Genomic DNA, 22939 nt, shown 5'->3' on the forward strand with positions numbered 1-22939 from the left:
CCTCTCTTTCAAAAAGACGGGCAAAAGAGTCCGGGGAAAGAAGACGGATTCATGATATACTTTTTCTTTAAAGAAGTCCACAGGATGAGAGAGCTTTTGAGGGTGAGGATATGAGTGAGATCGTGAGGCTCTTTGACAGAGTATGCGAAGAGAAGGGGGAGGAGAGCGCCTTTTTCTACTTCAGGAAGGGGGAGCTCCGGAGGAAAAGCTTCCGGGAGCTCCATCGGGAGGTCGAAAGCAGGGAGCGCTGCCTCATTGAGAGGGGGCTTTGCCCCGGGCAGAGGATTCTTCTCTTTGCGCCTCCTTCCTATGAGCTTCTGCTTTTCATGCTCGCCGCCATGCGGCTTGGGATTTCTCTTCTCTATGCGGATGTCCAGACGGGGCTTCGCCGGGGGGGCGCCGCGCTGAAAAGCGCTCCGGCGGATGCCGTCGCAGTGAATCGAGGGACCTTTTTTCTGCGGCTGCTCTTTCCAAAGCTCCTTCAGATACCGCTGCTTCTCCGGATCGATTCTTCGGAGGAGAGGAGGGGAAGAAAGGTGCGGAAAGGAGGAAGGGCAGCGGCGAAGGATGAGATTTCAGGCGGAAGGCAGTGGAGGGAAGAGCGTAAGAGCTGTACGGCCAGTCAGTGGAGCGAAGAGAAAACTGGGATCTTAGACGGAGGGCAGAGAAGGGAAGAGGAGGAGAGCTTTGCGCTTTTGGGCCCTGCCGGGCCCTCCGAGGATACGGAAGCGCTTCTTACGATGACCACCGGCTCTACCGGGAGCGCCAAGACCGTGATCCGGACGCACGGGGAGCTGCTCCGGCAGCTTCGGCTTACTATGGAGAATCAGGGGGAAAGCGGGGGGGAATGCGTGCTGGTCAGCTCCTTTATGTATTGCTTTTCCAACCTTCTTATGGGAAATGCGGTAGCGCTTCCGGAGCTTCACCTGGGGATTCCGCTCTGGTCCTATTGGGAGCGCAGGCTTCGGCATTTCTCCTCGCTTCCCATCCGGAGTCTGATGACGACACCGGACTTCTGCCTCCATTTTAAAAATGCTTTTCCCGGGCTCCGGGAGCTCTACATCGGCGGGGCGATTCTCAACATCCGGGAGGCGGAGAGGATACTCGCAAACTATCCCGGCGTGAGGATCAGCTATATTTACGGCGCGACGGAGTGCAACCTTATCGCTCGGACAGAGCTATCGGACTATGTGCGGATCCTCCGGGAGAGGGGAGAGTCCTGCCTCGGAGGGGCGGTATCGGGAGTCTCGATCCGGATCGAAGGAGGAGAGATCCTGGTAAAGAGCGATGCCTTGCTTAGAGGATCCCTCGCAAAGGGAGGGAGAGAGGAGAGGGAGAGAGAGGGGAGCTGGCATAGAAGCGGGGATCTCGGAGAACTCCGAGAGGGAAAGCTGTATTACCTTGGGAGGAGAGATGTCTATCTCGTGAAGAAAGGGAGGAGGGTTCCGTCGGGACCGCTGGAGCAGAGGCTTCTCCTCCGCTTTCCGACGCTCTCAAAGGCGGCCTGCTTCTACAGCGGAGGGAAAAACCGACTTTTTTATGAGGAATGCGGGGGAAAGACAGAGAGAGAGCAGATTCGCGAATTTCTCCGGGAGGAGGGCATTTTGGAAAATACAGAGCTCCGCCGGATCGGACGGATCCCGCGGGACAGAAAGCACCACAGCAAAACGGACTACCGGGCATTGAAAAAGAGGAGCCGTTTTCCACGGCTCCCCTTCTCCTCTTCGTGGAGACAACAGGACTCGAACCTGTGACCTTTCGCACGTCAAGCGAATGCTCTCCCAGCTGAGCTATACCTCCAACGAAAGGGAGTATACAGGATCGAAGGATAAAAAGCAAGAGGAAATTTTTTCCCGTTTATTCATAGGTATTTAATATCAAAGCATGGTCCACGTACTCTCCCAGAAAGACTTCGCTGTATTTCTCTACGTTTTGCTTTTTGAGTTCATCGAGAAGCCATTTCTCGTCCTTACCGATTACTTTGAGAATGTCATGCTGTACCTGGCCATCCGTGATGACCGGAAACTTTGGATCTTCTTCATCAGACTGTATTATGATCAGCTGCCCGTTTTGTTCGACGACAGCTCTCTTTACTGTCTTTGAGGAGTAAATGCCATTGGTACGAAGCTTAAAAGCCACATCGTGAGCTGACAAGCCGGCCTTCTTACAATTCTCAATCACTATTTTGCCGTCATTGATTATTGTCAGGGCCTTGCCGTCTATCAGCTGCTTAGCTCTTACATTATGCTTCTTGACCCACTTCAGAGCCAGGACAAGAAAACACCAAATGCATAGAATGGCAATGAAATTAGGTATTTTTATACTGTCGTTATAGATCACACCTCCGATGATCCCGCCGAGCACATAATTTACAATCTGGTCACTGGCCGACGATGGCGCCAGATTCCCCTTTCCTGATATATTTATGATTATGACCATCGCAAAAAAGCCGATTAACAGCTTTATCGTCACTAATATAAATGGATTCATGATTGTTCTCTCCTTATTCCAGGTAAACTTCTTCCGGGTAAATTTCTTCCAGGTAAACTTCATATTACGATTTCTTCACTGCCTGCTCCCCGGAATTCAGCTTTGATCTACGGAGCAAATTCTAAATTGTCTAATTCTACATTTTAGCCGATTTAATTGCAATAGGGGGTGGATATTTTGAATCCGTATTTCCCGCCTTTTTCCTTGAGCTTTCCGGGAAAGGATGCGAAAATAGAGAAACAGTTTTGTGAGAAGGGAGTGAGAGTCATGCATGAGATCCGAATTGAAAGAGGATTATATGCGGTTTATCCGGAGATCCGGCTCGGCTGTCTGCAATTTTATGCGAAGCCGGGTCCTTCTTCCGGTGAGCTTTCGCGTTTTATGGAGAATGATATTCTGCCGAGGCTTCGGAGAGAGTGTGCAGGAAAAAACTGGGAAGAGATCCCCGGCATCCGCGGGAGCCGGGCGGCGTACCGGGCCTTTGGGAGAAATCCGGGGCGCTACCGTGTTTCCTCCGAGGCACTGCTTCGCAGGGTGAAGCGCGGGGAAGGCATCCCTCCGGTCAATACCGTTGTGGATGTCAATAATATGATCTCCCTGCAAAGCGGGCTCTCGCTCGGCTCCTATGATCTTTCGCGGATTAAGGGCGCGGTCAGACTGCGGAGGGCCGGAGCCGGGGAGGGCTATCGCGGAATCGGAAAGGATTTTCTGGACATGGAGAATATGCTGGTTCTATCTGATGACGAGGGGATTTTCGGCTCGTCCATGTCGGATTCCACCCGCGCCATGCTCACGGAGGATGCGAGAAACATTTTGACGGTGATCTATTGCTTTGAGAAAGAGATTCCGCTTGATGAGCTGCTCTGTCAGGCGAAGGCGGCGTTTGAGAAATATGCCGGGGCGAAAGATGTCGAGATAGGGAGCGTCTGAAAATATCGATCGGGGAAATCCGGGGGAGGCTTCGCTGATTTTGTGACGAGATCCGTGACAAGATTTTTGTGACAAATGTGGCATATGCTGCGCCGGAAGCGGCAAAAAAGAAGGCTGAAAAGCATAAAAAGCAGGGGTAGAAGCCATTCCCGGCGGATTTCCCTGCTTTTTCGCGAGTGGAGCATACGGGATTCGAACCCGTGACCTCCTCCATGCCATGGAGACGCGCTCCCAGCTGCGCTAATGCCCCGAACGAAGGTATTATAAAGTATATTTTTGGCTTTGTCACGGAAAAGCTGCGATAAATGCATAAATAAAATTTATGCCATATCAGATGAGATATAACTTGAAATCATGTATTTCCTCTTTGCTGATTATGCCGGACTTTGACAAAGAGCTTTATCCACGTTATGATGATAAATAGACAGGATTTGTTCTATGATAAATCGGTGTTTCACAAAAAGCGATTTGACTTGGCTTCGCCCTTTTGCAGTCGCTGCGGGGAACAGAGGAGAGAGGACGGGGGAATTATGGCGGCATATGGATTGAGCTGCTGCTCTACTGTGGATTTATCCAGGCAGTGGGCAGAGGAGAGGGATGTGAAGCTTGCATACTTCCATTTTTTTCTCGGTGAGAAGGAGTATCTGGATGATTTCTATGAGTCCATTCGTCCGGAGGAGCTTTACCAAAGGATGCTCGCGGGTGAGATGACGCGGACCTCCCAGGTCAATGTGGAAGAATACAAGGCGCTGTTTCGCTCGGTGCTCTCAAAGGGCAGGGACCTTCTCCACATCACGCTTTCCAGCGGCATTTCCGGGAGCATCAATTCCGCGAGGATTGCGGCGGAGGAGATGAGGGAGGAGTTTCCGGAGAGGAAGGTCTATGTACTGGACTCTCTCAACGCCTCCTCCGGCTATGGACTGCTTGTCGACAGGGCAGCGGATCTCCGGGATGCGGGTATGGGCATAGAGGAGCTCTATGAGGAGCTGCAAAGGCTTGTCGCGAGACAGCAAAGCTGGTTTTTTACCTCGGACCTTACGTTTTTTATCCGGGGCGGAAGGGTTTCGAAGGCGGCGGGCTGGATCGGTTCTCTTTTGAATATCTGTCCGCTGCTCCGGGTCGCGGAGGACGGCAGCCTGAAGGCAGTGGAGAAGGTCCGCGGAAAGAAAAGGGTGATGGACAGAATTCTCCAAAAGATGGAGGAGCTCTGCAAGGACGGGAGGGACTATTCCGACAAGTGCTTTATCAGCCATTCCGACTGCCGGGAGGACGCAGAGCTTCTCCGCGTGGAGCTCAGGAAGCGTTTTCCGAAGCTGAAAACGGCGGAGATCTTTCCCATCGGCAGTACCATCGGATGTCATACGGGACCCGGAACCGTCGCCCTCTTCTTTTTCGGGAGAGAATAATTTCAGTGCGAAAATACTGCCATCCCTCTGATCGCCCTTCTCCGATGAGATTTTATGAAATGCTCCCTGCTCCGCTCCTTTCCTTTCTATAGCTATACCGGGAACCCGGAGGAGAGGAAAGGGAGGAGAGAGAGGAAAGACAGCAGAAACAGGAGAGACAGGAGAGCTGGGTGCGGATCGGAAAGACAGAACGGATCAAAAAAATAGAAGAAATAAAATACAATAAGAGGAAAATGAGCTGAGAAGACATAGGAAGAAAAAAGAATAAGAAGCTAAGAAGAAGTAAAGGGAATAAGAAGAGAAAAGAATAAAAGATAAGAGAAAGGAGAGAGGATGCCAAGAGTATGTGCCTTGCTGGCCCCCGGTCTGGAGGAGGTGGAGTGTCTGTCCGTTGTGGATATCCTGAGAAGGGGAGGAGTGGAGACAGAGCTTGTCTCTGTGAGCGGGGAGCGTGTGGTGACGGGCTCTCATCGGATCGCGATCGTGACGGACCGCCTGCTGGAGGAGGCGGACCCCGCCGGATATGACCTTATCTTCCTTCCGGGAGGAGTCCCGGGGGTCCCCAATCTGGAGGCAAATCCCGCGGTAAAGACGATGCTTTTGGAGCAGGAGAGAGCAGGAAGGAGGATCGGAGCGATCTGCGCTGCACCGAGCATTCTCGGGCATTATGGGCTTCTCTCCGGAAAGCGCTTCACCTGCTATCCCGGCTGGCAGGAGGGGATCAACGACGCGGAGTGGACCGGGGAAGGGGTCGTGAGCTCCGGCCGGATCAGTACGAGCCGGGGGCTCGGCTTTGCGCTGGATTTCGGACTGGAACTCCTTCGACTCCTCATGGGAGAGGAGAGCTTTCAAAAGGTTCGAAGGGGCATACAGCATCCCGGGACGATCTGAGGGAGGCTTGATTCCGTCATTATCAAGGATAAAACAGGATAGATAGATCCATCGCTTTTTCTATAGGGAATCATCCTCCGGAAAAAGCATCTCCCGGAAGCGCTCCTCCTGAAAACGAAAGTAGTGGATCGGGCGTCCCTGCCTCCCGGCCTTCTCCGGCTGCTCGCTTTCCCTCAGCTGCTCCACCATTCCGAGCTCCAGGAGCTTTGCCAGTATGCGGCTGGCGGAGCGGCCGGTCACACCGAGGAGGGAGGAGAGGGACTGGGAGGAGAGCAGCCGGTTTTTTTCTTCCTGAAAGAGGCTGACCAGCTTTAGAATATTGGTGTCACTGATTCCCTGCTCCCTCGCGAAGAGGAGAGCTTTTTCATTGGTGTAGTCTGCGGCGAGTCTTGCATCCTGCGAGAGCGGTCCCAGAACGATGTCCTCCTTGTCCACGAGGAAGGCATCATTTCTTCCGTAGCGGTTCGCCTCCATGAGAGCCTGCTCCGCGAAGCAGCGGCTTCTGTCTCGGGACGCTCCGATGCCGATGCCGATCCGGAAGGGGAAGTCCAGCTTCCTCTTGAGCTCCGTGAGCGCGCGCCTCAGAAAGTCGAGTGCGCCCGCATTGTCCTCCCCGGCGGGAATCTCGCTGTGAAGCTCAAATTGGTTAAAGCCCTGTTCGATGGAAAAGTGTAAATGTCGGCTCTTCCGGTAGTCCGCGAGGAACTTGTAGAGGGTGGCTTCGCGGTACTCCTGTTCCTCCTGCTCGATCTCCTCGGAAAAGGGGAGGCGGATCAGGATGCTCAGGATCTCCTTCTCTGCGATCTGATCGAGCCGAAGCTCATTGAGCGCATTCCGGATCGACTTTACGATCATTTCCTCGGAGGGGAAAACCGCAACATAGGGGATGCCGAGCTCGTCCAGCTTCTTCAGATTATTGATGCTTCGGGAGAGAATCATATCGATTTTTTTATGCTCCCAGAGCTGCTTTGCGAAGTCGGTGATATGTCTGTAATCGTAGTGCCGCTCCGTATAGAAATAGGGCTGATGCTCCTTTGGGAGGTACTGCAGAAGCCCCATGAAGTGATTGGTCGCCGTCAGAAAATCGCAGAAGACCCGATTCATGCGTATCTCCGGGTGAGAGATCTGAAAATTCAGGAGAATCGAGAGCACATCAATGGGCTCATAGGCGGTGAAGGCACAGGGGATACGGATATCCGGAAACTTGTGCCGGATATAATGATAGCCGAGCTCTCCGGAGAAGAACATCACATCGCATTTTCCGCGGCAGTCGTGATAGATTTCGTCGATATCTGTCATCTTCTTATAGATGTAGCGATGAAAACTGCATCCAAAGTCCTGCTCCTCTATGACCTTGTCCACGGGCTCCAGGGAATGGTCCGGGCTCACAATGGCAACATTTATCATGGCTTTTCCTCTGCGTAAAAGACGGGATTCGCCCTGTGGCGGATCCTTCGTTATTCATAGATAAAGATAGCTATATAGATAAAGATAGATATAAAGATACAAAATGCCGACAGAAGGCTGCTTTTGCATCTTCGCATTTTTAATCCGGGAGGCCGCTTTTAAGGCTCCGCCGGATCCCCTTCCGCTGGGAAATAGGTAACATAAATTTCGGACAAAGTCAATTAAGTCTTTAAATCACGTCTGCACCGCTTCCCCTTCCCGTAATGTTTGCAGTCTTGTCCGATGCCGAAATGTCCGATGGCGTCCATGGGAGTGCCGGGATTTCCCTGTGTTATTTCCGTAAAATGTCCGTAAAAGTCGATTGCTCGGGGCTTTGCCCTCTCGCAATCGCCGCCGGTATTCGCATTCCGAGCTTCGCTCTGCGGCTCTCCTGCAGTCTTGTCCGATGCCGAAATGTCCGATGGCGTCCATGGGAGCGCTGGACTTTCCCTAAGTTATTCCCGTAAAAGTCGATTGCTCGGGGCTTCGCCCTTTCGCAATCACCGCCGGTATTCGCATTCCGAGCTTCGCTCTGCATGCTCATACCTGCAGTCTTGTCCGATGCCAGAATGTCCGCCCATGCGAGCATGGCGTCCATTCTGTCGCCTGACAAGGAACTTTTACGGTAAAGTGCCGCAAAAAACAGGAAAAGAGGCGTAGAAATTTGGGCGGAAATAAGCTATAATACAAAATATCAGGGGGAAAGAGGCAGGGGGCTTTTCTTTAAACGAGGAGGAGCGGGCTGCGGATTTTGATTTTGAGAGTGTAGAGAGGGGATGCCGGGGTATCGGCGGCAGCATGTGGGGTTTGAATGACAGCTAAGGGAAAGAGCAGGAAGAAACGGGAAGCGGAGTCGGAGCTTAAAAGGCAGGCGGGCGGCGCGGGGAGGAGCGCGGGAAAGAACTCTGTCAAGGCGGGAGGACGCGGAAGGACAAGCTCGGAGAAGAGGAAGAGGGGAAGGAAGACGGCGGAAAAGAGCGCCGCTTCCCGCTCGCTCAGTGCCGCTCCCTCTTCGGATCCGGAGAAGGCGAGCTTCCGGGAGGAGCTGCTTTTGCTTCTCGCTCTTTCCCTTTCCATATTTCTTTTTCTGAGTAATCTCGGGCTCTGCGGGCCTGTGGGGGATCTGCTCCGGGACCTGCAGTTTGGGGTCTTCGGGCTGCTGGGAGGACTGCTCCCCTTTGTCCTTTTCTTCACGACGGCTCTTCTCCTCTTTGCGGGGGAGGATCAGAACAGCTCCAGAAGACTCTGTGCGGCTCTTCTTTTTCTCCTTTTTCTCGGGGCCTTTTTGCAGCTCACGGCGGGAGGCGGTGTCGCGGGGAAGGATATCCGGGAAATCTATGAGGAGGGTGCCTCCGGAGGAGTCGGCGGAGGCGCAGTCGGCGGGGGGATCGCCCTTCTGCTCTGGCAGGCCGCAGGACAGGCGGGAGCTCTGTTTCTCCTCTTTATGGGGATGCTGTTCTGCCTCGTCTACGCCTCGGGTCGTCCTCTGCTTGCCCTGCTGATGGGCTTTTCCGCGGGGAAGGTGAGAGAGGCGGAGGAGGGGATCCGGAGACTTTCTTTCGCTTCGGAGGCTGGAAGGAGAACGACCCCGGCTCCGGCCGCGGAACGGGAGTTCACGGAGATTGACCTTTTGCAGGGAGAGAAAACAAAGCCGGAGAACCTTCCTCCTGAAGAAAAGAGGAGTGGGGAGGAATCCGAGGAGAAGGGAATTCTGGATTCCTTCCGGGACTTCATCCGAGGGGGGGAGAGCGGAGAGAAGGAAGATGCGGCGGAAAACAGCGCTGCCTCCTCTCTCAGGATCAAGGGACTCCATCAGGAAGAGAGCTCCCGGCCCACGGAGGAAAAGCGGGATCAGGGCGGGGAGAAGGAAAAAGCGGAGGAAGGAAGAAAAGAGATCGAGCTCCCTGTCCTTCCCGGGAGAAGGAAAAGAGCGCAGCCGGCGGAGGACTATCTCGATTCCGAGCCGGATTATGCGAAATACGGCATGTGGATCGAGCCGGAGGACGATGCCTGGGGGCATAGGGGAGGCGCGGATGGGGACACAGGACCTTCTCTTCCCCTTACAGAAGCTGCGGGGCCCTCGGGAGTGCGGAGGAGAAGAGCCCGCATGGATTCGAAGCGGAAGCGGGGGATCCGCGGGAGCAGGAGCTTCCCCAGCGTTTCCGACGAGGCCGATATCGCAAAGGAAGGGGCGGGGACGGAGTCCGTCTCCGAAGAGGAGCTCTGGATCGATGAGAAGGAGGCACTCTCCCGCGAGCTTCATGCAGCCGCCCCGGATCCTGTCCGGCCGAGTGAGGAAAGGGACAGGGAGAAGACCGGGGAGAGCCGGAAGGCTGCGGATCCCTCGCCGAGGGAGGCATCGGAATCCTTCGGCAAAGAGGAAAGGGGAAAGCCCCCTCGGAAGGGGAAGGAGCACAGCTACCATGTTCCGCCGCTCTCTTTTCTTAAGACAGGAGGGGCACAGGGCGCGGACAGCAGGGAGGAAATTGAGCGAAATGCTCTCACGCTTCAAAAGACGCTGGAGAGCTTCGGCGTCGGAGTCAGCGTGAGCGATGTCTCTGTGGGACCCGCTGTCACCCGCTATGAGCTGCAGCCCGAGCAGGGGGTAAAGGTCTCCCGCATTGTCTCCCTGAGCAATGACATCAAGATGCGGCTCGCTGCCTCCGATATCCGGATCGAAGCGCCGATCCCGGGGAAGTCCGCAGTCGGCATCGAGGTCCCGAATCGGAACAGCCAGACGGTATATCTGGGAGATATTCTCTCTTCAGCGGAGTTTCGGAACGCGAAGATGGAGCTTTCCTTCGGGGTCGGAAAGGATATCGAGGGGAAAACGGTGGTGACGGACATCGCGAAGATGCCGCATCTCCTCATCGCCGGGGCTACGGGCTCCGGGAAATCGGTCTCCATCAATACTTTGATCATGTCCCTGATCTACCGTTACAGCCCGGAGGAGGTGCGGATGATCATGGTGGATCCGAAGGTCGTGGAGCTCCAGGTCTATAACGGCATCCCCCATCTGCTGATCCCCGTTGTGACGGATCCGAAGAAGGCCGCCGCCGCTCTGAACTGGGCGGTCGCCGAGATGAGCGATCGCTATAAGAAGTTCGCGGAGGCCGGAGTCAGGGATCTGAAGGGCTATAACAGGAGGATAGCTGAGCTCGGAGGGGACGCGGCAGCGGAGAAGCTTCCGAAGATCGTCATCATTATCGATGAGCTTGCGGATCTTATGATGGTCTCCGCCCAGGAGGTGGAGGAGGCGATCTGCCGGATCGCGCAGCTTGCCAGGGCCTGCGGCATGCATCTTGTGATCGCGACCCAGAGACCTTCCGTCAATGTCATCACGGGGCTCATCAAGGCCAATGTCCCGTCGAGAATCGCCTTTGCGGTATCGAGCGGGGTGGATTCCAGGACCATCATCGATATGAACGGCGCGGAGAAGCTCCTCGGGAAGGGAGATATGCTCTTCTTCCCCCAGGGGATTCCGAAGCCGGTCAGGGTGCAGGGGGCCTTTGTCTCCGATCAGGAGGTGCAGGATGCGGTGGAATATCTGAAGGAGCACACGGAGAGCGATTACAGCGAGGAGCTGAGCTCCAGCATCGAGAATCCCCTCTCCGGAGAGAGCCGGGCGGAGAGCGACAGGGATGAACTCTTCCGGGAGGCGGGAGAGCTTGTCACCGAGGCGGAGAAGGCCTCGATCGGCATGCTGCAGCGGAGATTCCGTATCGGCTTTAACCGCGCGGCCCGCATCATGGATCAGCTCTCGGATTATGGAGTGGTCGGAGCGGAGGAGGGGACGAAGGGGCGGAAGGTCCAGATGACGAAGGAGGAGTTCCTATCGTTCCTTTCGGAGAGAGAAGGGGAGAGTGCCGCAGGAGGGCGGAAATAGGAAAGAAAAAGAAATAGGAAGCAGGAAAGAGAAAGAAGTGGGAAAGAGGAGATAGAGAAGAGGGCATAGAGAAGAGGGCTGAGACAGAAGGCATAGAGCAGAGGGATAGGGATAGAGAGAGGGAGAAAACTTCGTGCAGCAGGAGAAATTATTCTAATTTCTCTGGTTTATACATCAAGCAAGGAGGAAAAAAGATGAAATCGGATATCCAGATCTCCCAGGAAGCGGAGCTTCGCAGAATCAGGGACGTGGCGGAAAACTATGGTATCCAGGAGGACGAGCTTGAGCTCTACGGAAAGTACAAGGCGAAGCTTTCCCGCGAGCTTTGGGACAGGGTGAAGGATCGGCCGGACGGGAAGCTTGTTCTGGTGACGGCCATCAATCCGACACCGGCCGGAGAGGGAAAGACGACGACCTCGGTCGGTCTCTGCGACGCACTGAACCTGCTGGGGAAGAAGACTGTCGTCGCGCTCCGCGAGCCGAGCCTCGGGCCCTGCTTCGGCGTCAAGGGAGGCGCCGCAGGCGGCGGATATGCCCAGGTTATCCCGATGGAGGATCTGAACCTGCACTTCACCGGTGACTTCCACGCGATCACCAGCGCGAACAACCTTCTCTCCGCGATGCTCGACAATCATCTGAAGCAGGGAAATCTGCGCAGGATCGACCCTAAGAGGATCGTGTGGAAGAGAGTCCTCGACATGAACGACCGTTCCCTTCGGAATATCGTCATCGGACTCGGCGGCTCCGGGGACGGGGTTGTCCGGGAGGATCACTTTATGATCACGGTGGCCTCCGAGGTCATGGCAATCCTCTGCCTTGCGACGGACGAGAATGATTTAAAGGAGCGCCTGAAGAGAATCGTCGTGGCCTATGATGTGGAGGGGAAGCCTGTGACAGCGGACGACATCCAGGCGGCAGGCTCCATGGCAGTTCTCCTTAAGGACGCTTTAAAGCCGAATATCCTCCAGACGCTGGAAGGCAATATAGCGGTCATCCACGGCGGACCGTTCGCGAATATCGCCCACGGCTGCAACTCCGTTCAGGCGACTCGCTTCGCCCTGAAGCTCTCCGATATCGCGATCACGGAGGCGGGCTTCGGAGCGGATCTCGGCGCGGAGAAGTTCTTTGACATCAAGTGCCGCATGGCGGGCTTCCGTCCGGATGCCACGGTTTTAGTTGCCACGGTGCGCGCTCTGAAGTATAATGGCGGCGTGGCAAAGGCGGATCTTGCGGGAGAGAATCTCGAGGCGCTCAAGAAGGGCATCGTCAATCTGGAGAAGCACATCGAGAATCTCCATGAGTTCGGCATGCCGGTCGTCGTTGCGATCAACCGTTTCCCGACGGATACCGATGCGGAGCTCAAATTCGTCGAGGACTTCTGCCGGGAGAGAAATGTGGAGTTCGCGCTCTCCGAGGTCCACGGAAAGGGCGGAGAAGGCGGAAGGCAGCTGGCGGAGACCCTGCTCCGGGTGCTCGATGAGGGGAAGGCGAATTTCCGCTTCGTCCAGGAGGACGGACAGAGTCTGAAGGAGAAGATTGAGGCCGTCGCGAAGAAGATCTACGGCGCTTCCAAGGTGAGCTTCTCCCCGAAGGCCACAAAGGAGCTTCAGAAGTATGAGGAGCTCGGCTTCGGCGGCTTCCCGGTCTGTATGGCGAAGACCCAGTACAGCCTCTCCGATGATCCGAAGAAGCTCGGGAGACCGAGAGACTTTGAGCTCACGGTGCGGGATGTGAATGTCTCTGCGGGAGCCGGCTTTGTCGTCGTTCTGACGGGAGATATCATGACGCTTCCCGGACTTCCGAAGAGACCGGCGGCCGTTGACATCGACCTCGTCGACGGAAAGATCGTGGGGCTGTTCTAAGGAGGAACAGGTTCCGGAAAAAAGATTTGCGCTAGGGGCGTAATGCCGGAAAAGTGTGCGAAACGCCGATCCGGTATCAGGCCGGATAAGGGGAAGCGCTGATGCCGAAGTGCTGCGGCATCGGCGCTTCCCGCAGTCTATGGGCGCTTTCCCGGCTTTTCCGAGGAGAACTGCGATAGAGGGGAGAGGGAGGAGAGGAATTATGGCAAAATTCAGCGAGTGGCTGGACGGGCTTGACTACGAGCTTTTGCATGGAGACCCGGAAAAGGTGGAGGTCGGGGAAGTCATTTATGATTCCAGAAAGGCCGGAAGGGGTTCGGTCTTTGTCTGCATGAGAGGAAGCACGACGGATTCCCACTCCTTCCTCCAAAAGGTCATCGCGGAGGGGACGGAGGCGATCGTCGTGGAGGAGGAGAGCTCAATGCTCCCGGTGGATCTTCGGGAGATCTATGAGGGTATCGCGGTGGTGAGGGTTCCGTCCTCCCGCGAGGCTCTCGCGAAGCTCTCCGCCGCGCGCTTCGGCTTTCCGTCCCGGGAGATGAGGGTCATCGCGGTTACGGGGACAAAGGGAAAGACGACGACGGCGCATATGATCCGGAGCATACTGGAGAGCGCCGGAGAGAGCTGCGGCCTCATCGGAACCACGGGCGTTGATTACGCGGGGATCCACGAGGAGACGAAAAATACGACGCCGGAGTCCTATGAGCTTCAGGATCTCTTTCGGAGGATGGCGGACAGAGGCTGCGGCTATGTCGTGATGGAGGCGAGCTCGCAGGGCTTTAAGCTCTACAGGACCGACGCGATTGACTTCGACTATGGCATCTTCACCAATATCGAGCCGGACCACATCGGCCCGAATGAGCATAAGGACTTCGAGGAGTACAAATACTATAAATCCCGCATTTTCCGGCAGAGCAGGGTCGGCCTCATCAATCGGGACTCCCCCTATGCGGAGGAGCTGATCGCAGGGGCGAAGTGCAGGATGTACTGCTTTGGCATCGATAAGAGCGCGGACTTTATGGCGGAGGGCATCCAGGCTGTCAACAGCCCCGACTTTGTCGGATCGGAGTTCCAGGTGATCGGCATGGCGAAGCTCGATGTCCGGCTGAATCTCCCCGGAAAATACAATGTCTATAACGCCATGGCGGCGATCTCCGTCTGCTCCCTCATCGGGATCCGGAATTCCGCGATCTTAAAGGCGCTCCGCCTCATCCGGGTGAACGGCAGGATGGAGCTCGCCTTTAAGAATGACACCATGTCTGTGATCGTCGATTACGCCCACAATGCGATGGGCATGGAAAATCTCCTTGAGACGCTCCGGGAATATCATCCGAAGCGACTCGTCGTGGTCTTCGGCTGCGGGGGAAACCGCTCGAAGGAGCGAAGATACGGCATGGGGGAGACCGCGGCGAGGCTTGCGGACTTCTCTGTCCTCACTGCGGACAATTCCCGCTTCGAGCGGACGGAGGACATTATCTCGGACATCAAGTCCCGTCTCGTCCCTCTCGGGGGCCGCTATGCGGAGATCCCGGACCGAAGAGAGGCGATAGAATACGCGATGAAAAACGCGGAAAAGGGGGACATCATCGCCGTGATCGGGAAGGGGCACGAGGACTATAATGAGGTAAACGGCGCGCGGACCCACTTTCTGGACCGGGAGGTCATAGAGGAGACGGCGAGAAAATTTTCATTGTGAGGAGGAGCTATGGAGACTGCGCTTTCCTTTCCCTTTGATGAGAGAGGGATAGAGAAAATATATCTGGATTCCCGGGAGGACGGAAGAGGAGGCCTCTTCGTCCCGATCATCGGGGCGCATAAGGACGGGCACGACTTTATCGAGATGGCGGTCGAAAGGGGCGCAGCGGCCGTGCTCTCCTCCCGCGATGTGACGGAGCTTAAGAAGAAATATCCCGAGGTCCGCTTCTGGCAGGTTCCGGACACGAGAGCGGCGCTCCAGGAGATCGGTCGCTATGAGAAAGAGCGCTTCCGGGGGAAGGTGATCGGCGTTACCGGCTCCTCCGGGAAGACGACGATGCGCTCGATGCTCGCCCTCGCGCTCTCCTCGGAGCGGAGGGTTTTTCAGACTGCGGGGAATGCGAACTCGCAGCTCGGCGTCCCGATCACGCTTTTTCAGCTCGCAAGGAGCGGGGCGGAGATCGCCGTGCTGGAGCTTGGGATGTCGGAGCCCGGGGAGATGACGAGGATCGCCTCCATCGCCCGTGTGGACCTCGCCCTCATAACGAATATCGGTACGGCGCACATCGAAAACCTGAAGACGAAGGAGAACATCCTCCTTGAGAAGCTCCACATCCTGGACGGCGCAGCGGACGGAGCAGCTCTCTACCTAAACGGAGAGGACCCGCTTCTCGCCTCTCTCACGGAGGAGAGGATTCACGATCTCGGAATCTCTTTGGGAAAGAGGGTGGAGCTTCACTTTTACCGCGCGGAGGAGGAGATCCCGCTCTCCGCAGCGGGGCATCATATGCAGCAAAACGCCGCGGCGGCCCTCGCTGTCTCACTGGACCTCGGACTTCAAAGGGAGGGAGTGCTCCGGGCGCTCCGGGGCTTTTCCGGGCTGAAGGGGAGGGGGGAGAAGCTTCTCTCAAGGAGCGGGATCGGGATCCTGGATGACTCCTATAATGCCTCGCCGGATGCCCTGAAGGCCTCGCTCCTTGTGCTTTCAAAGGAGAAGGGGAGGAGAAAAATCGCGCTTCTCTCCGATATGCTGGAGCTCGGGGAAAGGAGCGAGGAGCTGCACGAGGACTGCGGCGCCTTCCTCTCCTCCCTTCCGATCGACAGGGTGCTTCTCTACGGAGAGAAATCCCTCGGCATACTCCGGGGCATCCGGAGGGAGGAGAAGCGGAGGGGGGACGGAAGGCAGATCCCCGTCTCGCATTTTTCGAACGCGGAGGAGCTCTACCGGGAGCTCCTCCGGGAGGCGGCCCCCGGGGATCTGGTCCTCTTTAAAGGCTCTCATTCCATGGGACTTTCCCGGCTGGTGGAGCGTTTTCGAGAGGAGTGAGAGAGAGGAATTGTACGCAGAGCTTATCGTAGATATCAAGAGTGAGGCACTGGACCGGGCCTATACCTACCTTGTCCCGGAGGGGATGGAGCTTGCACCGGGGGATAAGGTCTCCGTGCCCTTCGGCAGACAGGAAAAGACCGCCTACGTCCTCTCCCTCAGTGAGGAGACGGATTACGACGCGGGGAAGATCCGGGAGATCCGCTCCAAGGTCGAGGGGGCGGTCTCCGTCAAGGAGCAGCTGCTCGCCCTCGCCGTCTGGATGTCGGAGGAATATGGCACGACCTTGAATCAATGCCTGAAGACGGTGCTTCCGGTGAAGAGGACTGTGCGTAAGAACCGAAGGAGAGTTGATCCGCTTCTTCGCTACCATGGGACAGAGGAGATCCCGAAGCTGAACCCGGAGCAGGAGGCGGCCCTTTCCGAACTGAGAGAGGGATACCGGCGCTGCTTTTCGGAAGAGAGAGAGGAGAGGAAGGAGGGAGAAGATCCGCCGTCCTACCTCCTTTTCGGAGTCACCGGCTCCGGGAAGACGGAGGTCTATCTCAGGATATTGGAGGAGGTGATCCAAAGCGGGAGACAGGCAATTCTTCTGATTCCCGAGATCTCCCTCACCTATCAGACGGTGCTGAGGGTCAGCGGGAGATTTCAGGGGAGGACCGCGATCCTTCACTCCCGCATGAGCCTCGGGGAGCGCTATGAGCAGTATCTCCGCTGTGAGAGGGGAGAGGTCGACATCCTGATCGGACCGCGCTCTGCGGTCTTTGCGCCCTTTTCCGGACTCGGGCTTATCATCATGGATGAGGAGCAGGAGGGCGCCTATAAATCGGAGACCGCCCCCTGCTATGAGACGAGGGAGGTCGCGGAAAAGAGGGCGGAGCTCTCCGGCTGCCCGATTCTCTACGGTTCCGCAACGCCTTCTCTCACGATTTACCGGGCGGCTCTCTCCGGAAGGCCCAGGCTCCTCCGCCTGAAAAAGCGCGCCGTGCCGGGGAGCTGCCTTCCCAAAACGGAGATCGTGGATCTTCGGAGAGAGCTCTCGGAGGGAAACCGCTCCGTCTTCTCCAGGAGGCTCCGGGAGCTCATGGAGGAGAAGCTCTCCCTGGGGGAGCAGATCATGCTCTTTATGAACCGCCGCGGCTATTCCAGTTTCGTGAGCTGCAGAAGCTGCGGAGAGGCGATCCGATGTCCGCACTGCGATGTGAGCCTCACGCTCCACCGGGACGGGAGGCTTCGCTGCCATTACTGCGGCTATGAGCTTCCCCTCATGAAAAGCTGCCCCTCCTGCGGCTCTCCCTACCTCGCACCCTTTGGGACGGGGACGGAGAAGCTGGAGAGCCTCTGCCAAAAAGAGTTCCCCGGCGCGAGGCTGCTCCGCATGGACAGGGACACGACCGGGAGGAAGGGGGGATATGAGGAGATCCTCGAACGCTTCCGAAACCGGGAGGCGGATATTCTGATCGGGACACAGATGATCGTGAAGGGACATGACTTCCCGGGCGTCACGCTGGTGGGGGTCATCGCAGCGGACCTAAGCCTTTTCAGCCCGGATTTTCGCTCCCAGGAGAAGACCTTCCAGCTTCTCACGCAGGCCGCGGGGAGGGCGGGGAGGGGGGAAAATCCCGGGACCGTCGTGATTCAGAGCTACCAGCCGGAGCACTATGCGATCGTTTTGTCCATGCGGCAGGATTACGAGCTCTTCTACGAGAAGGAGCTGGCCTTTCGGGAAATGATGGGCTATCCGCCTTGCTCCAGACTTCTCACGATCCGGCTGAGCTCCGCGGATGAGAGCTTTCTGGAGGCGGTCAGCTCCCAGAGCTTTTCCCGTTTCGAGAGCCGGGCGAGGGATGCGGGGGCGGAGCTCATCGGGCCGCTCAACGCTCCGCTCTATAAGCTAAAGGATATTTTCCGGAAAATCATCTATATTAAGCATGAATCGCATGATATAATAATAAAATTGCGAAAGGACTTCGCAAAGACGGTCCGAAGCTTTGACCGGCGAGGGCTGATCCTTTTGCACTACGATCTGATACAATGATTTGGACATGAAAAATGCCGGATATCGGGAGATCAGAGCGGGAAAAGGGAGGTAGGAAATGGCGCTTCGATCCATCAGAGAGCTGGGAGATCCGATTCTGGAGAAGGAATGCAAAGAGATTAAAAATGTGACGGAGCGGACCAGGGAGCTGATCCGCGATATGCTGGATACCATGTATGAGGCAAACGGCGTGGGACTCGCGGCTCCTCAGGTCGGCGTGCTCCGCCGGGTCTTTGTGATCGATATCGGTGACGAAAAGCGCTATGTGTGCATCAATCCGGAGGTGAGCGTGCTGGGGGAGGAGCTCCAGACCGGCCCCGAGGGCTGCCTCTCCGTGCCCGGGAAGGAGGGGACTGTCACCCGCCCGATGCGCGTGCATGTGAAGGCGAAGGACATCGATTTCAAGGACTATGAATTCGACGCGGAGGGACTTCTGGCCCGGGCGGTCTCCCATGAAAACGACCATTTAAACGGAGTGATGTATACGACAAGAGTCGAGGGAGAGCTCCGGGACGTGGTCTATGGGGAAGCGGAAGGAGAAGAAGAACAGGAAGAGGAGGAGCTGTGAGGCTGATCTTTATGGGGACTCCGGACTTCGCCGCGGAGGGGCTTAAGGCGCTTCTTGGAGCGGGACATGAGATTTCCCTCGTTTTGACGCAGCCGGACCGCCCGAGGGGGCGTCACAGCGCGCCGAGAAAGTCCGAGGTAAGGCTTCTTGCGGAGGAGCATGGGATTTCGGTCCTGACACCCTCCCGCCTTTTCACAGATGAAGAGGCGATAGGACGGATACGGGAGCTCTCTCCGGAGCTCATCGTAGTGAGCGCCTTCGGGCAGCTTCTCCCGAAGGAGGTGCTGGAGATCCCCGATTACGGCTGCGTCAATATCCACGCCTCCCTCCTCCCGAGATTCCGGGGCGCATCCCCCGTGCAGTGGGCGATTCTCTCCGGAGACAAGGAGAGCGGCGTCACCACGATGCAGATGGATGAGGGACTCGATACGGGGGATATCCTGCTCCAGGAGTCCGTCCCGCTCGCAAAGGACGAGACGGGCGGTTCCCTCTTTGAGAAGCTGTCGAAGCTCGGCGGGAAGCTCATCCTGGAGACGATCGATGGTCTGGAGAGAGGGACGATCCAAAGGAGAAGGCAGCCGGAGGAGGGGGCCCTGAGAGTCGGCCTTTTGAAAAAAAGCAGCGGCCTTCTCAACTGGAACGAGCCCTCGGACAGGCTGGAGCGGAGGATCCGCGCTCTGAATCCCTGGCCGGGGAGCTTCAGCTATCTTTTGGGAAAGCAGCTAAAGCTCTGGAAGGCGGACAGCCTTCCGGGGGGCAGTGATGCGGGAGAGCTTTCCCGGATCGGAAGACTGGATGAAGAGCGCATCCTGTTGGAGGCGGAGAGAGCGAAGCTTCCCCGGGAGGATTTTCTCTTTCGGGGGGATGCGGGAGAGCTTTATCTCGAGAAGGGACGAAACGATATCCTCATCCGCTGCGGGGAGGGATTTCTCCGGATCCTCGAGCTTCAGGAGGAGGGAAGAAGGAGAATGGATGCCGCCTCCTTCCTCCGGGGCCGAAGGATCTTTTCCGTTTAAACTTCTGTCATCTCTGAGGACAAGAGTAGGAATTGGAAGAGCGGCCGCCATGATATTCGAGCGAATGGAGCCGGAGCGAGGCCGCCTTGCTGTTCGGGCGAATGGAGCCGGATAGAAGCTTTCTTACTGTTCGAGCGAATGGAGCTGGAGAGAAGTCGCCTTAGTGTTCAAGTGCGGGCGGATAGAGGAAGGCATGATCTCAGAGCATGAAATGCGGCGGGGAAGCAATACGGCGGGATTACGGGGCGGCAGTGATAAGACGGACCGAGCTTTTCCGGGAGAAAGGAGAGTGAAGCAGTGTATTCTTATTATCCGGGCTATTTCGACTGGACCTATCTTCTCATCCTGATCGGCGCGCTGCTTTCTTTCCTCGCAAGTGCCAATGTGAGACATACCTTCGAGCGCTACGCTGCTGTTCCCGCCTCCGCGGGTCTCGATGCCGAGGGGGCAGCGCGCTTTATCCTTTCGAAAAACGGGATCGGCAATGTGGAGATCCGCGGAATCCCCGGGGACCTCACGGATAATTATGTGCCGTCGCAGAAGATTTTAAATCTGTCCGATTCCACGAGGCACTCCGGCTCCATCGCGGCGATCGGTGTCGCCGCACACGAGTGCGGGCACGCGATTCAGGATTCGGTCGGCTTTTATCCCCTGATTCTTACGAGAACGATCAGTCCGCTCTGCGCTTTCATGTCCCGGATCTCGATCCCGCTCATCCTCTTTGGCTTTCTGATCGGGCTTACGCCGCTCATCCAATTCGGAATCCTCGCCTTCATCATCGCGATCTCCTTTCAGATCATCACGCTCCCGGTGGAGTTTGATGCCTCCCGGCGGGCGGTGAAGACCTTGAGGGAAAATCATATCCTTTCGGAGACGGAGCTTCGCGGCGTGAAGGCTGTCCTTACGGCGGCGGCCCTCACCTATGTCGCGGCGGCGGCTTCCTCCCTCCTTCAGCTTCTCCGGCTTTTGATCCTGTCGAGAAACAGGGACAGAAGGGACTGAGAGAATGGGAGAGGGAGGAAAGAGGATGAGAGGAGAGAGGATTCGGCGCTCGGAGGATCCGAGGAATACGGCACTCTCGATCCTCTTTGATATTTTTGAGAAGGGGAAGCATTCCCATATCGCGCTTCGGGAGGAGCTCTCGAAGTATAAAGCCATGCCGGAGCGGGACCGGGCCTTCCTCACAAGACTTGTGAACGGGACAGTGGAGCGCTCCGTGACGCTGGATTATTTTCTGGACCGCTGTTCCCGTCTCAAGGTGAAGAAAATGAGGCCTCTCCTTCGCACGCTGCTTCGGATGGGGAGCTTCCAGATCCTGTTTTCAGACCGGGTGCCGGACAGCGCGGCAGTCAATGAGAGCGTAAAGCTCAGCCATCGGAGGGGGCTCTCCGGACTCTCCTCCTTCGTAAACGCCGTTCTTCGGAGGATTTCGGGAGAGAAGGAATCGATCCTGCGCTTGCTCCGGGAGGAGGGGGAGATCCCGGAATATGTGCGCTTCAGCCTCCCGGAATGGCTCTATCGCTTTCTGCTCTCCGAGTACGGGAGGGAGGAGACGGAGAGGATGGCCGCCTACTTTCTCTCGGAGGAGCATGGAAATTACGTGCGCTTTCGGGATGGAAGATGCGTAAAACGCTCCGGAAATCTCTCTGAGGAGGAGGCCTTTCGATGCGGGGAGATGACGATACAGGATTATTCCTCCCAGCAGGTCGGTCTCCTCGCTTCCCCGGCGGGAGGGGAGTTCGTCGTCGATGTCTGCGCCTCCCCCGGCGGGAAATGCTGCCATGTCGCGGAGCTTCTCAGGGGGAGCGGGAGAGTCGATGCCCGGGATATCACAGAGGAAAAGATCCGTCTCATCGAGGAAAATATCGAAAGGCTGCATCTTAAAAATATCAAGGCGAAGCTCTGGGATGCGAGAAAGTCGGACCCTTCTCTCACGGATTCGCTCGGGAGAGGGAGGGCGGATCTTCTGCTCTGTGATCTCCCCTGCTCAGGGCTCGGCGTCCTCCATAAAAAGCCGGACATCCGTTTCTCCGCGGGGCTGGAGAGGATTCTGGAACTGCAGAGTCTGCAAAGGGAGATTCTGGACTGCTCGCAGAGCTATGTGAAGCCGGGGGGCCGCCTCATCTACTCCACCTGCACGCTGAGCCGCGCGGAAAATGAGGAGAACCGGGATTATATCCTGGAGCACTTTTCCTTCACGCTTCTCTCCGAGAGGAAGGTTCTCCCGGGGCAGCCCTCGGACGGCTTCTATATCGCGGAGTTTCGCCGAAGGGAGGAGAAGGAGGTCTAAATGCAGGAGATACGGGAACTGAGTCTGCCGGAGCTTCGGGAGAAGATGAGGGAGCTCTCCGAGAAGCCCTTTCGGGCGGAGCAGATCTACAGCTGGCTGCATGAAAGGCTCTGCGCCTCCTTTGATGAGATGTCGAATCTGAGCCTCCCCCTTCGAGAGAAGCTCAGGGAGCATTTCCGTCTCTTCCTCCCGGAGCCTGTCAGAATCCTTTCCTCCAGTCTGGACGGAACTCGGAAGTTCATCTTCCGCCTGGAGGACGGCCATATCATTGAATCGGTCTTTATGCGCTACCGCCACGGCAATACTGTCTGTATCTCCAGTCAGGTGGGCTGCCGCATGGGCTGCCGCTTCTGCGCCTCTACTCTGGAGGGACTTGCCCGGAATCTGAGTGCCGCGGAGATGCTCACGCAGGTCTACCAGATTCAGCGCCTTTTAGGGGAGAGGATCAGCAATGTAGTCGTCATGGGATCCGGGGAGCCTCTGGACAACTATGAGAATCTCACGAAATTCGTGCGGATGATCTCGGATGAGAGGGGGCTTCATCTCTCCCAGAGGAATCTTACGGTGTCGACCTGCGGTCTCGTGCCGGAGCTTTTCCGGCTCTCGGAGGAGGGCTTCCAGCTCACGCTGGCCCTGAGCCTCCACGCGCCGAATGATGAGATCCGCCGAAGGCTCATGCCGATCGCAGCCCGCTATCCTCTCTCAGAGCTTCTGCCCGCGGTGCGGCATTACTTCGAGAGGACGGGGAGGAGGGTGAGCTTCGAGTATTCTGTCGTCCGGGATCTCAATGACACAAGAGAGGAGGCGGAGGCTCTCTCTTCTCTCCTCAAAAAGCTTCGGGATGAGGGAGAGGGCTCTGCGGGACAGCAGAAGGGCTTTCCCCTCCATGTGAATCTGATCCCGGTGAATCCGATCCGGGAGAGGAGCTGGGAGAGGCCGGAGCGAAGGAGGATAGAGGATTTTCAGCATATCCTCGAGAAAAACGGCATTTCCGCAACGATCCGGCGCGAGATGGGAGCGGACATCTCCGGGGCCTGCGGGCAGCTCCGCCGGGATTATCTCGGGGAGAAGCGGAGCGAAACGAATTAGCATAG

Annotated in this window: 16 protein-coding genes and 2 tRNA genes; 14 read left to right on the forward strand and 4 right to left on the reverse strand. The window is 56.7% G+C overall.

Annotated elements, in window-relative coordinates; genetic code table 11:
- Positions 1–110 precede the first annotated feature (110 nt).
- Positions 111–1754 (forward strand): class I adenylate-forming enzyme family protein, encoded by a 1644-nt coding sequence (locus tag GCWU000341_RS12985; RefSeq protein WP_009214224.1) that lies wholly within the window; start codon positions 111–113, stop codon positions 1752–1754.
- Here GCWU000341_RS12985 and GCWU000341_RS02890 read toward each other — a convergent pair.
- Both GCWU000341_RS02890 and GCWU000341_RS02895 read right to left on the reverse strand, forming a co-directional pair.
- Positions 1728–1800: transfer RNA gene (locus GCWU000341_RS02890), tRNA-Val, on the reverse strand. The two genes, GCWU000341_RS12985 and GCWU000341_RS02890, sit on opposite strands and share 27 nt — an antisense overlap.
- Before the next feature lie 57 nt (positions 1801–1857).
- Positions 1858–2490 carry a DUF421 domain-containing protein gene (locus tag GCWU000341_RS02895; protein ID WP_040653322.1) on the reverse strand — a complete coding sequence of 211 codons (633 nt, stop codon included), beginning with the start codon at positions 2488–2490 and terminating at the stop codon, positions 1858–1860.
- A 267-nt stretch (positions 2491–2757) separates the two neighbouring features.
- Between GCWU000341_RS02895 and GCWU000341_RS02900 the strand changes: the two genes are divergently transcribed.
- On the forward strand, positions 2758–3420 hold the full coding sequence (locus tag GCWU000341_RS02900) for a B3/B4 domain-containing protein (RefSeq protein WP_040653324.1): 663 nt from the start codon (positions 2758–2760) through the stop codon (positions 3418–3420).
- A 177-nt stretch (positions 3421–3597) separates the two neighbouring features.
- On the opposite strand, the gene GCWU000341_RS02905 is transcribed toward GCWU000341_RS02900, so the two are convergent.
- A tRNA-Ala gene (locus GCWU000341_RS02905) sits at positions 3598–3670 on the reverse strand.
- 280 nt (positions 3671–3950) lie between these two features.
- On the opposite strand from GCWU000341_RS02905, the gene GCWU000341_RS02910 reads away from it, so the two are divergent.
- Both GCWU000341_RS02910 and GCWU000341_RS02920 read left to right on the forward strand, forming a co-directional pair.
- Positions 3951–4826 (forward strand): DegV family protein, encoded by an 876-nt coding sequence (locus tag GCWU000341_RS02910; RefSeq protein WP_040652975.1) that lies wholly within the window; start codon positions 3951–3953, stop codon positions 4824–4826.
- A gap of 333 nt (positions 4827–5159) precedes the next feature.
- Positions 5160–5717, forward strand: a complete 558-nt coding sequence (locus GCWU000341_RS02920) for a DJ-1 family glyoxalase III (RefSeq protein WP_009214229.1) — start codon at positions 5160–5162, stop codon at positions 5715–5717.
- A gap of 60 nt (positions 5718–5777) precedes the next feature.
- On the opposite strand, the gene GCWU000341_RS02925 is transcribed toward GCWU000341_RS02920, so the two are convergent.
- The gene (locus GCWU000341_RS02925) at positions 5778–7124 is read right to left on the reverse strand and encodes a hypothetical protein (RefSeq protein ID WP_009214230.1); all 1347 of its coding nucleotides are present in this window, start codon (positions 7122–7124) and stop codon (positions 5778–5780) included.
- An 850-nt stretch (positions 7125–7974) separates the two neighbouring features.
- On the opposite strand from GCWU000341_RS02925, the gene GCWU000341_RS02935 reads away from it, so the two are divergent.
- The 10 genes from GCWU000341_RS02935 to rlmN all read left to right on the forward strand — a co-directional run bounded on the left by GCWU000341_RS02935 (position 7975) and on the right by rlmN (position 22934).
- Positions 7975–11049, forward strand: a complete 3075-nt coding sequence (locus GCWU000341_RS02935; protein ID WP_009214233.1) for a DNA translocase FtsK — start codon at positions 7975–7977, stop codon at positions 11047–11049.
- A 194-nt stretch (positions 11050–11243) separates the two neighbouring features.
- Positions 11244–12911, forward strand: coding sequence for a formate--tetrahydrofolate ligase (locus GCWU000341_RS02940; RefSeq protein WP_009214234.1), 1668 nt, complete (start codon positions 11244–11246; stop codon positions 12909–12911).
- Positions 12912–13113: 202 nt separating this feature from the next.
- Positions 13114–14607 carry a UDP-N-acetylmuramoyl-L-alanyl-D-glutamate--2,6-diaminopimelate ligase gene (locus tag GCWU000341_RS02945; protein WP_040652977.1) on the forward strand — a complete coding sequence of 498 codons (1494 nt, stop codon included), beginning with the start codon at positions 13114–13116 and terminating at the stop codon, positions 14605–14607.
- 9 nt (positions 14608–14616) lie between these two features.
- Entirely contained in the window at positions 14617–15933 is a 1317-nt protein-coding gene (locus GCWU000341_RS02950) for a UDP-N-acetylmuramoyl-tripeptide--D-alanyl-D-alanine ligase (protein WP_009214236.1), read from the forward strand.
- Positions 15934–15943: 10 nt separating this feature from the next.
- Positions 15944–17971, forward strand: coding sequence for a replication restart helicase PriA (gene priA / locus GCWU000341_RS02955; RefSeq protein WP_009214237.1), 2028 nt, complete (start codon positions 15944–15946; stop codon positions 17969–17971).
- Positions 17972–18029: 58 nt separating this feature from the next.
- A complete protein-coding gene (gene def, locus GCWU000341_RS02960) occupies positions 18030–18539 on the forward strand; it encodes a peptide deformylase (protein ID WP_009214238.1) in 510 nt (169 codons plus the stop codon).
- Complete coding sequence (fmt, locus tag GCWU000341_RS02965; RefSeq protein WP_009214239.1) at positions 18536–19555, forward strand: methionyl-tRNA formyltransferase; 1020 nt, start codon at positions 18536–18538, stop codon at positions 19553–19555. The genes def and fmt overlap by 4 nt, the downstream gene beginning before the upstream one ends.
- A gap of 297 nt (positions 19556–19852) precedes the next feature.
- Complete coding sequence (locus tag GCWU000341_RS02970) at positions 19853–20557, forward strand: zinc metallopeptidase (protein ID WP_009214240.1); 705 nt, start codon at positions 19853–19855, stop codon at positions 20555–20557.
- A 25-nt stretch (positions 20558–20582) separates the two neighbouring features.
- The gene (locus tag GCWU000341_RS02975; RefSeq protein ID WP_196794789.1) at positions 20583–21845 is read left to right on the forward strand and encodes a transcription antitermination factor NusB; all 1263 of its coding nucleotides are present in this window, start codon (positions 20583–20585) and stop codon (positions 21843–21845) included.
- Positions 21846–22934: a 23S rRNA (adenine(2503)-C(2))-methyltransferase RlmN gene (gene rlmN, locus GCWU000341_RS02980; protein ID WP_009214242.1), complete on the forward strand. Its 1089-nt coding sequence runs from the start codon at positions 21846–21848 to the stop codon at positions 22932–22934.
- Positions 22935–22939: the final 5 nt, after the last annotated feature.

Source organism: Oribacterium sp. oral taxon 078 str. F0262, from assembly GCF_000160135.1.
GTDB lineage: Bacteria > Bacillota > Clostridia > Lachnospirales > Lachnospiraceae > Oribacterium.

What these genes read in the sequence shown, in the direction of transcription:
- GCWU000341_RS12985 (WP_009214224.1), top strand. Translation starts at nt 111, where the DNA reads ATGAGTGAGATCGTGAGGCTCTTTGACAGAGTATGCGAAGAGAAGGGG.
- GCWU000341_RS02895 (WP_040653322.1), bottom strand. Translation starts at nt 2,490, where the DNA reads ATGAATCCATTTATATTAGTGACGATAAAGCTGTTAATCGGCTTTTTT.
- GCWU000341_RS02900 (WP_040653324.1), top strand. Translation starts at nt 2,758, where the DNA reads ATGCATGAGATCCGAATTGAAAGAGGATTATATGCGGTTTATCCGGAG.
- GCWU000341_RS02910 (WP_040652975.1), top strand. Translation starts at nt 3,951, where the DNA reads ATGGCGGCATATGGATTGAGCTGCTGCTCTACTGTGGATTTATCCAGG.
- GCWU000341_RS02920 (WP_009214229.1), top strand. Translation starts at nt 5,160, where the DNA reads ATGCCAAGAGTATGTGCCTTGCTGGCCCCCGGTCTGGAGGAGGTGGAG.
- GCWU000341_RS02925 (WP_009214230.1), bottom strand. Translation starts at nt 7,124, where the DNA reads ATGATAAATGTTGCCATTGTGAGCCCGGACCATTCCCTGGAGCCCGTG.
- GCWU000341_RS02935 (WP_009214233.1), top strand. Translation starts at nt 7,975, where the DNA reads ATGACAGCTAAGGGAAAGAGCAGGAAGAAACGGGAAGCGGAGTCGGAG.
- GCWU000341_RS02940 (WP_009214234.1), top strand. Translation starts at nt 11,244, where the DNA reads ATGAAATCGGATATCCAGATCTCCCAGGAAGCGGAGCTTCGCAGAATC.
- GCWU000341_RS02945 (WP_040652977.1), top strand. Translation starts at nt 13,114, where the DNA reads ATGGCAAAATTCAGCGAGTGGCTGGACGGGCTTGACTACGAGCTTTTG.
- GCWU000341_RS02950 (WP_009214236.1), top strand. Translation starts at nt 14,617, where the DNA reads ATGGAGACTGCGCTTTCCTTTCCCTTTGATGAGAGAGGGATAGAGAAA.
- def (WP_009214238.1), top strand. Translation starts at nt 18,030, where the DNA reads ATGGCGCTTCGATCCATCAGAGAGCTGGGAGATCCGATTCTGGAGAAG.
- GCWU000341_RS02975 (WP_196794789.1), top strand. Translation starts at nt 20,583, where the DNA reads ATGAGAGGAGAGAGGATTCGGCGCTCGGAGGATCCGAGGAATACGGCA.
- rlmN (WP_009214242.1), top strand. Translation starts at nt 21,846, where the DNA reads ATGCAGGAGATACGGGAACTGAGTCTGCCGGAGCTTCGGGAGAAGATG.